Source organism: Roseovarius sp. THAF27 (genome assembly GCF_009363655.1).
In the GTDB taxonomy this organism is placed as follows: domain Bacteria; phylum Pseudomonadota; class Alphaproteobacteria; order Rhodobacterales; family Rhodobacteraceae; genus Roseovarius.
The window spans coordinates 894,946-907,422 of record NZ_CP045393.1 but is presented as its reverse complement, the minus strand read 5'-3'; the positions used below and the strand labels follow the sequence as shown (position 1 = coordinate 907,422).

The 12,477-nt window shown below is 63.6% G+C and carries 13 protein-coding genes; 9 read left to right on the top strand and 4 right to left on the bottom strand.

Annotated elements, in window-relative coordinates; all coding sequences use genetic code 11:
* Nucleotides 1-29: 29 nt before the first annotated feature.
* The 4 genes from FIU89_RS04615 to FIU89_RS04600 form a co-directional block, all read right to left on the bottom strand.
* Nucleotides 30-1,025 carry a type I glyceraldehyde-3-phosphate dehydrogenase gene (locus FIU89_RS04615; protein ID WP_152491506.1) on the bottom strand — a complete coding sequence of 332 codons (996 nt, stop codon included), beginning with the start codon at nt 1,023-1,025 and terminating at the stop codon, nt 30-32.
* Nucleotides 1,026-1,113: 88 nt separating this feature from the next.
* On the bottom strand, nt 1,114-2,463 hold the full coding sequence (locus FIU89_RS04610; RefSeq protein ID WP_152491505.1) for an MATE family efflux transporter: 1,350 nt from the start codon (nt 2,461-2,463) through the stop codon (nt 1,114-1,116).
* Nucleotides 2,456-2,965 carry a PaaI family thioesterase gene (locus tag FIU89_RS04605; RefSeq protein ID WP_152491504.1) on the bottom strand — a complete coding sequence of 170 codons (510 nt, stop codon included), beginning with the start codon at nt 2,963-2,965 and terminating at the stop codon, nt 2,456-2,458. The genes FIU89_RS04610 and FIU89_RS04605 overlap by 8 nt, the downstream gene beginning before the upstream one ends.
* Nucleotides 2,962-3,384 (bottom strand): PaaI family thioesterase, encoded by a 423-nt coding sequence (locus FIU89_RS04600; RefSeq protein ID WP_152491503.1) that lies wholly within the window; start codon nt 3,382-3,384, stop codon nt 2,962-2,964. Before FIU89_RS04600 ends, FIU89_RS04605 begins: the two co-directional genes overlap by 4 nt.
* A 114-nt stretch (nt 3,385-3,498) precedes the next feature.
* Between FIU89_RS04600 and FIU89_RS04595 the strand changes: the two genes are divergently transcribed.
* The 9 genes from FIU89_RS04595 (at nt 3,499) to FIU89_RS04555 (ending at nt 12,417) form a co-directional block, all read left to right on the top strand.
* On the top strand, nt 3,499-3,867 hold the full coding sequence (locus FIU89_RS04595; RefSeq protein ID WP_152491502.1) for a MerR family DNA-binding transcriptional regulator: 369 nt from the start codon (nt 3,499-3,501) through the stop codon (nt 3,865-3,867).
* Between the two features lie 190 nt (nt 3,868-4,057).
* Nucleotides 4,058-4,459, top strand: coding sequence for a MerR family DNA-binding transcriptional regulator (locus FIU89_RS04590; RefSeq protein WP_152491501.1), 402 nt, complete (start codon nt 4,058-4,060; stop codon nt 4,457-4,459).
* Between the two features lie 41 nt (nt 4,460-4,500).
* Nucleotides 4,501-6,279 carry an acyl-CoA dehydrogenase C-terminal domain-containing protein gene (locus tag FIU89_RS04585; RefSeq protein ID WP_152491500.1) on the top strand — a complete coding sequence of 593 codons (1,779 nt, stop codon included), beginning with the start codon at nt 4,501-4,503 and terminating at the stop codon, nt 6,277-6,279.
* 59 nt (nt 6,280-6,338) lie between these two features.
* Nucleotides 6,339-6,551 (top strand): hypothetical protein, encoded by a 213-nt coding sequence (locus FIU89_RS04580; RefSeq protein WP_057796430.1) that lies wholly within the window; start codon nt 6,339-6,341, stop codon nt 6,549-6,551.
* Between the two features lie 11 nt (nt 6,552-6,562).
* Nucleotides 6,563-7,702, top strand: a complete 1,140-nt coding sequence (locus tag FIU89_RS04575; RefSeq protein WP_152491499.1) for an acyl-CoA dehydrogenase family protein — start codon at nt 6,563-6,565, stop codon at nt 7,700-7,702.
* A 43-nt stretch (nt 7,703-7,745) separates the two neighbouring features.
* On the top strand, nt 7,746-8,384 hold the full coding sequence (locus FIU89_RS04570) for a glutathione S-transferase family protein (protein ID WP_152491498.1): 639 nt from the start codon (nt 7,746-7,748) through the stop codon (nt 8,382-8,384).
* Between the two features lie 63 nt (nt 8,385-8,447).
* Entirely contained in the window at nt 8,448-9,659 is a 1,212-nt protein-coding gene (locus tag FIU89_RS04565; protein ID WP_152491497.1) for an acetyl-CoA C-acetyltransferase, read from the top strand.
* Nucleotides 9,659-10,141: a cupin domain-containing protein gene (locus tag FIU89_RS04560; RefSeq protein WP_152491496.1), complete on the top strand. Its 483-nt coding sequence runs from the start codon at nt 9,659-9,661 to the stop codon at nt 10,139-10,141. Before FIU89_RS04565 ends, FIU89_RS04560 begins: the two co-directional genes overlap by 1 nt.
* 80 nt (nt 10,142-10,221) lie before the next feature.
* Entirely contained in the window at nt 10,222-12,417 is a 2,196-nt protein-coding gene (locus FIU89_RS04555) for a 3-hydroxyacyl-CoA dehydrogenase NAD-binding domain-containing protein (RefSeq protein WP_152491495.1), read from the top strand.
* Nucleotides 12,418-12,477: the final 60 nt, after the last annotated feature.

Below are 12,477 nucleotides of genomic sequence, written 5' to 3'. Positions count from 1 at the left end.
CCCCGAGATTACTCGTACGAATAATCTCGTCACCGCGCCGCCATCCGTCGGGCCATGTCCAGCATCCGGCATGAAAAACCCCATTCGTTGTCGTACCAGCCGAATACCCGCAGCAACCCGCCCGCCGACACGCTGGTTTCCGGGCCGACCAACACGAGCGACTCCGCCCGCCCGCGCAGATCGGAACTGACCAAGGGCTGCTCCGTCCAGCCGAATACGCCGCCCGGTTGCGCCGCCGCTTTCAGAACGTCGTTCACCCCGTCCGACGTGACCGCCTCGCGCGTCTGGACCGTCAGGTCGATGCAAGACACGCTGGCGGTGGGCACGCGGATGGCCCGCGCCTCGATCCGGCCTTTCAGATGCGGCAGGACAAGCCCCGTCTGGTCCTGCGCACTGGTCGTCGTGGGCACCATCGACAGAGCCGCGGCGCGGCTCCGCTCGGGCGCGGCGCGGGGTTTGTCGACCGTGGGCTGGCTGCCGGTATAGCAATGTACCGTGGTCATCTGACCGCTTACCAGTCCGAACGCCTCGTCCAGCAGCCGCGCCAGCGGGGCCAGAGCGTTGGTCGTGCAGGACGCGTTCGAAACGATGCGTTCATCGCCCAGGTGTTCGTCATTGGCGCCCATGACCAGCGTTACGTCCGCCTCCGCAGAGGGGCCCGAGACCAGGACCTTGCGCGCGCCGGCGTCCAGCCCGCGTTCCGCCACGGCGCGTTTTCCGCCCATTCCTGTGCATTCCAGCACGACATCGACCCCCTGCAAATCGATACGTCGCAGGTCCGGCTCGGCGTGGAAGGGAATGCGCCGGCCGCCCACGACCAGGACTTGACCGTCCGTGCGCACCTCTTCCGGCCATGGCCCGAACACGCTGTCGAACTGGAAGAGGTAGGCGCAGGTGCTCAAGGGCTCGATGTCGTTGATCGCGACCAGTTCGAAGTCCCTGGCGTCGCGCAGCAGGATCCGCAGCAACGTCCGGCCAATACGTCCAAAGCCGTTGATGGCAACGCGGATCGGCGGTTGGGGCATGACGGTATCTCCTGGAGGTGTTTGGTCCGCGAACCATTGCCGCGACCGTAAAGGTTTTCCAGACGTGAAATATTATTTGATCAAATTTCTACCGCGCGGCGGCGGCCCTGGCCTGCGGTCCCGGCGCGACCGACGTTTCGAGCGCGGGATACCGCATCCACAGCGTTACACCCCGCGCCACGAAGCTGATCAACAGCGCCAGCCACAGCCCGTGATTGCCCAGCCAAGGTACCAGCAACAGGGCCGACATGACGTAGATCGCAAGGCTTATCGCCATCATGTTGCGCATGTCTCCCGCCCGGGTCGCGCCGATGAAGATACCATCCAGCATGAACGGCGCCACCCCAACCACCGGCGCGATACAGACATAGACCAGGTACGTTCTTGCCTCGGCTTGCACCTCCGGCGCCTTGGCCATCAGGTCGACGATCGCGCCACCCCAGACGGCAAACGCGACCGCGATCAGCAGAACGATGGTCAGAGCCCAGATGCTGGCCAGCACCGCACCCCGCCGCAGCCGCGCGACGCTGCCTTGCCCGTATGCCTGCCCCACGAGCGCCTCGGCGGCGAAGGCGAAACCGTCCAGCGCGTGCGACGATATGTTCAGGAATTGCAACAACACCTGGTTCGCGGCCAGCGTGACATCCCCCAAGTCCCCTCCGATCAGCAGGAAGGAGATGAAAATGCCCTGCAGCACCAGTGACCGTAGCAGGATATCGCGGTTCACCGCCATCATCCGGGCCAGCCGTACGCGGTCGAAGACCCGCCCCCAGTCGCGCCAAGCCGGCACGGCCCACGCATCGCGGCACAGCCACAGGCCAAGCAGCAGGCCTGACCATTCGGCGATGAACGTCGCCCAGGCCACCCCGGTTACGCCAAGCTCCAGCCCCAGCACGAACCATAGATCCAGAAGGATATTGACTCCGTTCATCACGACCTGAAGCGCCAGAACGGCGCGCGTGCGTTCCAGCGCGATCAGCCAGCCCGTGACGCCGTAGAGCCCGATCAGGGCCGGTGCGCTCCAGACCCGGACAATCATATAGTCCCGCGCCAGCGCCTCGACTTCGGCGCTGGCCGGCGACACAAGGAAGGCACCCGCGAACATGGGACCTTGCAGCGCGATGATGCAAAGGCCGGCTGCCAGCCCGATCATCAACGCGCGTGTCAGCATGGCCGCCACCTCGCCGCTGCGCCCCGCACCGTGCGCCTGGCTGGTCAGACCCGTCGTGCCCATCCGCAGGAACCCGAAGACCCAGTAAACCCCGGTCAGGATGATCGCACCGATACCAACCGCGCCGATCGGCACAGCCTCGCCCAACTGCCCCACGACGCCCGTGTCCACCGCGCCCAGAATAGGCACGGTGGCGTTGGACAACACGATCGGTACGGCGATCTTGAGAACACGCCTATGCGTGATCGCCAGCGGCGTCTCAGCCATCGCGGCGCGGCATCAGGAAATGCCCCGTGGCCTGCGCGAAGGCACGGGCGCGATTGTCCTGCCACGCCTCGGCCCGTACGGACGCATAGCGCCGGCCCGACCGCGTCACCACAGCGCGGGCATAGGCATCCCGTGGCAGGCCCGACCGCAGGTAGTCCACGGTGAAGTCGATGGTCTTGGGCAATCGCGGCAGGGATCCTGCCTCGAACGTCTCTAGGGACAGTTCGCCCGACTCCATCTCGTCCCACAGCATGGCCCAGCTCAGCGTGATGATCGACGTCACTTCCAGAAAGGCCGAAGTGGCGCCACCGTGCAAGGCCGGCAACAGCGGATTGCCGATCAGCTTTTCGTTGAACGGCATGACCCCCGTCAGCTCGTCGCCGCGACGATCGAACTCGATCCCCATGAAGCGGATGTATGGCACGCCATCGACCAGCGCGCGCAGGGCCGCGTCACGTCGCTGCTTGACCACCTGCACGGGTTCCGGGCGCCCGCGGCTCATGGCTTGTCCGCCACGGTAAAGGTGCCGGTGGCCTGCGCGACGGGCCGGTCGGCATCGTCGTCCAGAGTCTGCGCCCGCACGAAGGCGACCGACCGGGTGATGTGATAGCACTCCGCGCGGGCCCGGATCGCCTGCCCCGGTCGGGCCGGGCGCATGTAGTCTATGCGCAGGTCGATCGTCGCCGTGGCGCCGGGCGAGTCCGGGTGGCTCATCACGGCAGCACCGCAACAGGTATCCATCAGTGCCGACACCGCACCGCCGTGTATCACGCCGGTCTTCGGATCGCCCACCAGGTGGTCGGCATAGTCCATCTGCATCTCGGCCACGCCTTCGCCGACATGGGTGATCCGCATACCCAGCGCCTTGGCGTGGGGAATGGCGCCCATGAATTCCGCGGCCATCTTGTTCTTTTCGGTCATTGAAGGTCCTGCGACTTGGTGGCCTCTTTATGGTCCCGAATGCGGACGCGCCGCAAGGGTGCCTGTTGCGCGATCCGCCCTATGTCTCTTAAGTAGACGTAAGGAGGACCAGCGATGCCAGAGCAACGCCTGTCATTCAAGGAGATGTGCGCCAGGTTCGATGTGACGCCGCGCACGCTGCGGTACTACGAATATATCGAGTTGCTCAGTCCCACGCGCGAGGGGCGTTCGCGCTATTACGGCCCGCGGGAAGTGGCCCGCATGACCCTGATCCTGCGCGGCCGCCGCTGGGGTTTCGCGCTGGAAGACATCCGCCAGTGGCTGGAAATCTACGAGGAAAAGGGCACCGACGCGCAGTTGCGCACCTGGATCGACCTCGCGGACCGTCAGCTGGAAGAGCTGCGCAGCCAGAAGGAACAGCTGGAACAGTCCATCGCGGAGCTGAAAAAGGCTCGCGATTCGACCGAGAAGTCGCTCGGCTAGACCTTGGGCCGCTCGGCCCAGCCTCTGCATTTCCGCAAAATAATTGCGCGCCCCGCAGGTTGACCTTGCCTGATCTTACGTAAAGCTCAAAGTGACGTTACGTATTGGTTACGTAAACCAGTCTACGTGTTGTACCGATAGCCATCGCCTCACATGTTCCGGCCACGCAACGAGATTTACGGAAAGCGACATGACCGACGAAACGATGACAATTCGCGAGATGTGCGACGCGTTCAACGTGACGCCGCGAACCTTGCGTTTCTACGAGGCGAAAGAACTGCTCTTCCCCCGTCGGGAAGGACAGAAGCGACTGTTCACGAAAAGCGACCGCGCCCGTCTGAAACTGATCCTGCGCGGCAAACGCTTCGGCTTCAGCCTCGAGGAAATACGCCAGCTTCTGAACCTTTATGACCGGGGCGATCAGCAGCTGACGCAGCTGGAGAGCACATATGAAATCGCCAAGGACCGTCTGGAAGAACTGGAGCGTCAGCGCGACGAGCTGACCGCGGCCATCGACGACCTGCGCGACCAGATGAAATGGGGCGAGAGGATGATCTCCTCGCTCCGCCAGACCCCCAAAGCCGCGGAATGACTTCCCGGCCCGACACTGTGATGATGTAGGGAGACCACCACATGCCGAGCTACACCCCGCCCACCAAGGACATGCAATTCATCCTTCACGATGTCCTGAAGGTCAGCACCACCGACACCCCCGGCTATGCCGAGCTGGACCGCGACTTCACCGCCGCCGTTCTGGAAGAGGCCGGCAAGCTCTCGTCCGAGGTTCTGGCACCTTTGAACGTCGTCGGTGATACCGAGGGCTGCAAGCTGGAGAACGGCGTGGTCCGCACGCCCACCGGCTTCAAGGCGGCCTTCGACCAGGTGCGGGAGGGCGGCTGGACCGCGCTCGACCTGCCCGAGGAATTCGGCGGGCAGAACATGCCCTATATCCTCGGCACCGCGGTGGGCGAGATGTTCTCGGCCGCCAACCAGGCCTTCACCATGTACCAGGGCCTGACCCATGGCGCCGCCTCGGCGATCCTGGCCCACGGGTCCGAAGACCAAAAGGCCACCTACCTTCCCAAGATGGCGTCGTGCGAATGGACCGGCACGATGAACCTGACCGAGCCGCATTGCGGCACCGATCTGGGCCTGATGCGCACCAAGGCGGAACCGCAGGGCGACGGCAGCTACAAGATCACCGGCCAGAAAATCTTCATCTCGTCAGGCGAACACGACATGGCCGACAACATCATCCACCTCGTGCTGGCCAAGATCCCCGGCGGCCCCGAGGGCATCAAGGGTGTCAGCCTCTTCATCGTGCCCAAGTTCATCGTCAAGGAAGACGGCAGCTTGGGTGAGCGCAACGGCGTCGCCTGCGGCAAGATCGAAGAAAAGATGGGCATTCACGGCAACTCGACCTGCGTCATGAACTATGACGAGGCGACGGGCTACCTGCTGGGCGAGGAACACAAGGGAATGCGCGCCATGTTCACCATGATGAACGAGGCCCGCATCGGTGTCGGGATGCAGGGCCTCGCCCAGGCCGACGTGGCCTACCAGAACGCGCTGGAATACGCCAAGGACCGGCTTCAGGGCCGCGACGTGACCGGCGTCAAGAACCCCGATGGCCCGGCCGACCCGCTGATCGTGCACCCGGATATCCGCCGCGCGCTGCTTGACCAGAAAAGCTTTGTCGAAGGCGCCCGCGCGTTCCTTCTGTGGGGCAGCCAGATGATCGACCAGTCACATCGCGGCAATGACGAGGCCGCCGAGGGCATGGTCAGCCTGCTGACCCCGATCATCAAGGGCTTTCTGACCGACGAGGGCTTCGACATGACGATCCTCGCCCAGCAGATCTATGGCGGCCATGGCTATATCGAGGAATGGGGCATGTCCCAGTTCGCCCGCGACGCCCGGATCGCCATGATCTACGAAGGCGCCAACGGTGTTCAGGCGCTCGACCTCGTCGGCCGCAAGCTGGCGCAGGATGGCGGCAAGCACGTCATGGCGTTCTTCGACATGGTCAAGGCGTTCATCAAGGAGAACGAGGGTCACCCGGCGCTGAAGCAGGACTTCCTCGACCCGCTCAAGGAAAGCTCCAAGCACCTGCAACAGGCCGGAATGTTCTTCATGCAGAACGGCATGAAGAACCCCAATGCGGCGCTGTCGGGGTCGTATGACTTCATGCACCTCTTCGGCCATGTCTGCCTGGGCCTGATGTGGGCACAGATGGCCAAGGCCGCGCACGCGGCGATCGAGGCCGGCGAAGGCGACACGGCCTTCTACAAAACCAAGATCGCCACGGGCCGCTTCTACATGAAGCGCCGCCTGCCCGCGACGGGGATGCACCTTGCACGCATCGAGTCCGGCGCCGAGCCCGTGATGGAGCTTGAATCCGAGGCATTCTGAACCCCTTAGGGTGGGTTTCAAACCCACCCTACGCCCGCCACGATGACTGGGAGGACATCATGCCGAAACGCTTTCGCCTGACCCGCCGCTTCAACGCCGCGATGACCGAGGACGGCTATCGCCGCTTGCGAAAATTCGCGCAGGAAGCGGGGCTCGACGAAGGCGAGGCCTTGTCCTTTCTCTTCGAGAATTTCGACAGCGTGATCGACGAAGACACGTTCGGTCACCGTCTGCGCATCTTCAATTCCGAACTCGACGCCCGCAAACGCTAGGGAGGCTCCTCATGTCCGCATGGATGACCGACGAGCACGAAATGCTCACCGAGATGACGGCCAAGTTCATCACCGAGGAATGGGGCCCGCATTTCGAGCGCTGGCGCAAGGCCGGCATCATGGACCGCGAGATCTGGCAGCAGGCTGGCGAACTGGGCCTGCTCTGCCCCTCGATCCCCGAGGAATACGGCGGCGCTGGCGGCGATTTCGGCCATGAGGCGGTGATCTGCATCGAGCAGAGCCGCGCAAATCTTGCAAGCTGGGGCAACCCGATCCACTCCGGCATCGTGGCGCATTACCTATTGGCCTATGGCAGCGAGAAACAGAAGAAACGCTGGCTGCCCAAGATGGTCTCGGGCGACTTGGTCGGCGCGCTTGCCATGACCGAACCGGGTGCAGGCTCGGACCTGCAAGGCATGAAGACCAAGGCCCTGCGCGAGGGCAATTCCTATCGTTTGACAGGCCAGAAGACCTTCATCACAAACGGCCAGCACGCCGACCTGATCATCGTCGCCGCCAAGACCGATCCCAAGCAGGGTGCCAAGGGCATCTCGCTCGTGGTGGTCGAAACCGAGGGGGCCGAGGGCTTCAGCCGCGGCCGCAACCTCGACAAGAATGGGCTGAAGGCCGGCGACACCTCCGAGCTTTTCTTCGACAATGTCGAGATCCCGCCCGAGAACATTCTCGGCGGCGAAGAGGGTCGCGGCTTTTACCAAATGATGGAGCAGCTCCCCCAGGAACGGCTGATCATCGCCTGCGGCGCACAAGGCGCGCTGGAAGGTGGCGTTGCACGTACCATCGCCTACACCAAGGAGCGCGAGGCGTTCGGCGCACCGATCTTCGACAAGTTCCAGACCATCCGTTTTACCCTGACCGAGTGCCTGACCAAGACCAAGGTCTGCCGCGCGTTCCTGGATGAATGTATCGAGGAACACCTGCACGGAAAGCTGAGCGTCGAGAAGGCCGCGATGGCCAAGTATTGGCTGACCGACACGCAATTCGAGGTGCTGGACGCCTGCGTGCAACTGCATGGCGGCTACGGCTACATGGCCGAGTACGACATCGCAGAAATGTGGGCCGACGCACGGGTGCAACGCATCTACGGCGGCACCAACGAGATCATGAAAGAACTGATCTCGCGGTCGCTGTGACGCGCAAAGCACCGGCCACGACGATGACATTGGGAGTGAGAACATGACGATCAAGCTTTACTGCTTCGGTGAAAGCGGCAACGCCTACAAGGCGGCGCTGGCACTGGAACTTTCCGGGCTCGACTGGGAGCCTGTGAAGGTCGATTTCTTCGGCGGTGAGACCCGCGGAGATGCGTACCGAAAAGACGTCAACGAGATGGGCGAAGCGCCGGTCATGATCGACGGCGATATCCGCCTGACCCAGTCGGGCGTGATCCAGCAATATGTCACCGACAAGACCGGCAAGTTCGGCGGTCGGGATCAGGCGGAAGAATACGAGGTTCTGCGCTGGGTGCTGTGGGACAATCACAAGCTTAGCAGCCAGGCCGGGATGACGCGTTTCCTGATGAACTTCCTGCCCGAGGAGAAGCGCCCGGCAGAGGTCATCAAATTCACCCAAGGGCGCCTCAAGGCTGCCTACACCACGCTGAACGACCGGCTGGAGGGGCGCGACTGGATCGTCGGTGACGGGCCGTCCAATGCCGACATCTCCTGCTGCGCCTACCTTTTCTATCCCGAGCCCTTCGGCTTTGCCCGCGCCGAATGGCCCAATATCGACAGATGGCTTTCCAACATCGAGGCCCTGCCCGGCTGGAAACACCCCTATGACCTGATGCCGGGCTCTCCGGCGGACCGTGCCTGAGCCCGGCTCAGCGCGCACACAAGCCAAAAACAGACACGACAGGACAACCAAAGGAGTCCGGACATGACCGAAGCCTATATCTATGACGCGGTCCGCACGCCGCGCGGCAAGGGCCGCAAGGACGGCGCGCTGCACGAAGTGACCGCCGTGCGCCTCAGCACCCACGTACTGAACGCGCTGAAAGAGCGTAACGGCCTTGAGGGTCACGCCGTCGAGGACGTGATCTGGGGCAACGTCACGCAGGTGATGGAACAGGGCGGCTGCCTGGCACGGACCGCCGTACTGGCCTCCGACCTCGACGAATCCATCCCCGGCCTGGCCATCAACCGCTTCTGCGCGTCCGGCATGGAAGCCGTGAACCTGGCCGCGAACCAGGTCAAGGGCGGCGCGGGCGAGGCCTATATCGCCGGCGGCGTCGAGATGATGGGCCGCGTGGCCATGGGCAGCGACGGTGCGGCGATTGCCGTGGATCCCAGCGTGGCGATGGACAGCTATTTCGTCCCACAGGGTATCTCGGCGGACATCATCGCCACCGAGTACGGTTTCAACCGCGACCAGGCCGATGCGCTGGCCGTGGAAAGCCAGAACCGCGCGGCGGCGGCATGGAAGGACAACCGTTTCGAGAAATCCATCATCGAGGTGAAGGACCAGAACGGTCTGACCATCCTCGACCACGACGAATACATGCGCCCCGGCACCGACATGCAGGCGCTTGGCGCGCTCAATGCCAGCTTCCAGCAGATGGGCGAGGTGATGCCCGGCTTCGATGCCGTGGCAAAGCTGAAATACCCGCACCTTGAGAAGATCAACCACATTCACCACGCCGGCAACAGCTCGGGCATCGTGGACGGCTCGGCCGGTGTGCTGATCGGCAGTAAAGAATTCGGCGAGAAATGGGACCTGAAGCCCCGCGCCCGCATCCGCCAGACCTGCAAGATCGGCACCGATCCCACCATCATGTTGACCGGCCCGGTGCCCGCGACGCAGAAGATCCTCGCGGATAGTGGCATGAACATCGGCGACATCGACCTGTTCGAGGTAAACGAGGCCTTCGCCTCGGTCGTGCTGCGCTTCATGCAGGCCTTTGATGTCGATCCCGAACTTGTCAACGTGAACGGCGGCTCCATCGCCATGGGCCACCCGCTGGGCGCCACCGGCGCGATCATCATCGGCACGCTCTTGGACGAGCTGGAGCGCTCCGACAAGGAAGTCGGGCTCGCAACGCTCTGTATCGCGTCGGGCATGGGCGCGGCCACGATCATCGAGCGCGTGTGATGCCAAAGGTCGATATCAGCAAGGCGCCGGTTTCACGGGGGGCGGATTACCCCTCCCCCCTGCAAGAGGAGTTTGCGGATCGCACGCGCATCCGGCTTGGCGACGCGGTCGGGATCACCGGGTTTGGTCTGAACCTGACAACCCTGCCACCGGGCTGCCGGTCGTCTCTGCGCCACTGGCACGAGGTCGAGGACGAAATGGTCTATGTTCTGTCGGGGACGCTGACGCTGATCGACGATGACGGAGAGACCGAAATCGGACCCGGCGAGGCCGCCGGATTTCCCGGCGGAGCAGCGAATGCCCATCACTTCGTCAATCGCGGCACCGAAGAGGCGGTCTTGTTGGAGATCGGCACGCGACCTGACCAGGACCAATGCCACTATTCGGATCACGATTTGGTCGCACATGACCGCGACGGCACGACCTGGTTCACCACACGCAACGGCACACCGGTCACGGCGTCAAAGAAACGGTTCGAGTGACAGGGAAAGCCCCTTGCCGCTCGGCCAAGCAGAATATCGCGGGCAGATGCCCGGACCAAACCCTACACGGGAGACGAAAAATGACTGATTTCACGATGGAAAAAGGCGACGACGGCGTCGCGATCATCACCTGGGACACCCAAGGCAAGTCCATGAACGTGATGAACATGGAAGGCTGGCCGCTGCTGGAAAGCCTGGTGGACGACGCGCTGGCCGACGATGCGGTCAAGGGCATCGTCATCACCTCCGGCAAGGAAGGCACCTTTGCCGGGGGCATGGACCTCAACGTCATCGCCAAGATGAAGGAAATGGCCGGCGACAACCCGGCACAGGGCCTGATGGACGGGCTAATGAACATGCACTCGATCCTGCGCAAGATCGAGCGTGGCGGCATGGACGACAAGAACAAGGGCGGCAAGCCCATCGCCGCTGCCCTGCCCGGCACGGCGCTTGGCATCGGGCTGGAAATTCCGCTGGCCTGTCACCGTATCTTTGCCGCCGACAATCCGAAGGCCAAGATCGGCCTGCCCGAGATCATGGTCGGCATCTTCCCCGGCGCGGGCGGCACCACCCGCCTCGTGCGCAAGCTGGGCGCCATGGGCGCGTCCCCGCTCCTGCTTGAAGGCAAGCTGAACGATCCCCAAAAAGCCAAGTCCGCCGGCGTGGTGGACGAGGTCGTGCCCGCGGGCGAGTTGATCGCAAAGGCCAAGGAATGGGTCCTGAGCGAGCCCAGCTTCGTCAAGCCGTGGGACGAGAAAGGCTACAAGATGCCCGGCGGCGCGCCGTATCACCCGGCAGGCTTCATGACCTTCGTCGGTGCCTCGGCCATGGTCAACGGCAAGACCCAAGGCGCTTTCCCGGCGGCCAAGGCGCTCTTGTCTGCTGTCTATGAAGGCGCGCTGGTGCCCTTCGACACCGCCCTCAAGACCGAGGCGCGCTGGTTCACCAACGTCCTGATGAACCCGTCCTCGTCGGCCATGATCCGCAGCCTCTTCATCAACAAGGAAGCACTGGAAAAAGGCGCCAACCGCCCCGACGTGCCCGACCAGAAGGTCAAGAAGGTGGGCGTCATGGGCGCGGGCATGATGGGCGCGGGCATCGCGCTCGTCTCGGCCATGGCGGGGATGGAGGTCGTGCTGATCGACCAGAAACAGGAGGCTGCCGACAAGGGCAAGGCCTACACCGCCGATTACATGGACAAGGGCATCAAGCGCGGCAAGGCCACCGAAGAGAAGAAGGCGGCGACGCTGGACCTCATCACCGCGACCACCGACTACACCGCGCTGAAAGGCGCCGACCTGATCATCGAGGCCGTGTTCGAGGATCCGGGCGTGAAGGCCGAGGTCACGAAAGAGGTGCTGCAAGTCGTGGGCGACGATTGCATCTTCGCCACCAACACCTCGACCCTGCCGATCACCGAATTGGCCAAGGCGTCGGACAATCCCGAGCAGTTCATCGGCATCCACTTCTTCTCGCCCGTCGAGAAGATGATGCTGGTCGAGATCATCAAGGGTGCGGAAACCGGGCCGCGCGCCGTCGCCAAGGCGCTGGATTACGTCCGGCAAATCCGCAAGACGCCCATTGTCGTAAATGACGCGCGGTTCTTCTACTGCAACCGCTGCATCATCCCCTACATCAACGAGGGGATCCGCATGGTGGCCGAAGGCGTGACGCCCGCGCTGATCGACAACGCCGCGCGTCAGCTGGGCTTCCCGGTTGGGCCGCTGCAACTGGTCGACGAGACCTCGATCGACCTCGGCGCCAAGATCGCCCGTGCCACGAAGGCCGCCATGGGGGATGAGTACCCCGATGCTGCGGTGGATGAGGTGATCTTCTGGATGGAAGAAGAAGGCCGGCTGGGCCGCAAGTCGAACGCCGGCTTCTTCGACTATGACGACAAGGGCAAGCGTCAGGGCTACTGGCCGGGGCTGGAGGAGAAATACCCCCATGCCGAAGACCAGCCCGACCTGACCGAAGTGCAGCATCGCCTGATGTTCGCGCAAGTGCTGGAAGCCGTCCGCGCGCTGGAGGAAGGCGTGTTGGAAGACATCCGCGAAGGCGACGTGGGCGCAATCCTCGCCTGGGGCTTTGCACCGTGGTCGGGCGGACCGTTCTCGTGGCTCGATATCATCGGCACGCCCTACGCCGCCGAGCGCTGTGACGAGCTGACCGCCAAGTTCGGCGAGCGGTTCACCACGCCCGAGTTGCTGCGCGAGATGGCCGGCAAGAACCAGTCATTCTACGGGCGCTTCGGCACCCAGGCAGAGGCTGCATAACCGCGACCTTTCGAGCAAAAACGCAACCCGCGCGGCCACGCAACCGCGCGGGTTTTCTTG

Excerpts from the sequence above, each read along its gene's own strand:
- FIU89_RS04615 (WP_152491506.1), bottom strand. The coding sequence starts at position 1,025 with ATGCCCCAACCGCCGATCCGCGTTGCCATCAACGGCTTTGGACGTATT.
- FIU89_RS04610 (WP_152491505.1), bottom strand. The coding sequence starts at position 2,463 with ATGGCTGAGACGCCGCTGGCGATCACGCATAGGCGTGTTCTCAAGATC.
- FIU89_RS04605 (WP_152491504.1), bottom strand. The coding sequence starts at position 2,965 with ATGAGCCGCGGGCGCCCGGAACCCGTGCAGGTGGTCAAGCAGCGACGT.
- FIU89_RS04600 (WP_152491503.1), bottom strand. The coding sequence starts at position 3,384 with ATGACCGAAAAGAACAAGATGGCCGCGGAATTCATGGGCGCCATTCCC.
- FIU89_RS04595 (WP_152491502.1), top strand. The coding sequence starts at position 3,499 with ATGCCAGAGCAACGCCTGTCATTCAAGGAGATGTGCGCCAGGTTCGAT.
- FIU89_RS04590 (WP_152491501.1), top strand. The coding sequence starts at position 4,058 with ATGACCGACGAAACGATGACAATTCGCGAGATGTGCGACGCGTTCAAC.
- FIU89_RS04585 (WP_152491500.1), top strand. The coding sequence starts at position 4,501 with ATGCCGAGCTACACCCCGCCCACCAAGGACATGCAATTCATCCTTCAC.
- FIU89_RS04580 (WP_057796430.1), top strand. The coding sequence starts at position 6,339 with ATGCCGAAACGCTTTCGCCTGACCCGCCGCTTCAACGCCGCGATGACC.
- FIU89_RS04575 (WP_152491499.1), top strand. The coding sequence starts at position 6,563 with ATGTCCGCATGGATGACCGACGAGCACGAAATGCTCACCGAGATGACG.
- FIU89_RS04570 (WP_152491498.1), top strand. The coding sequence starts at position 7,746 with ATGACGATCAAGCTTTACTGCTTCGGTGAAAGCGGCAACGCCTACAAG.
- FIU89_RS04565 (WP_152491497.1), top strand. The coding sequence starts at position 8,448 with ATGACCGAAGCCTATATCTATGACGCGGTCCGCACGCCGCGCGGCAAG.
- FIU89_RS04560 (WP_152491496.1), top strand. The coding sequence starts at position 9,659 with ATGCCAAAGGTCGATATCAGCAAGGCGCCGGTTTCACGGGGGGCGGAT.
- FIU89_RS04555 (WP_152491495.1), top strand. The coding sequence starts at position 10,222 with ATGACTGATTTCACGATGGAAAAAGGCGACGACGGCGTCGCGATCATC.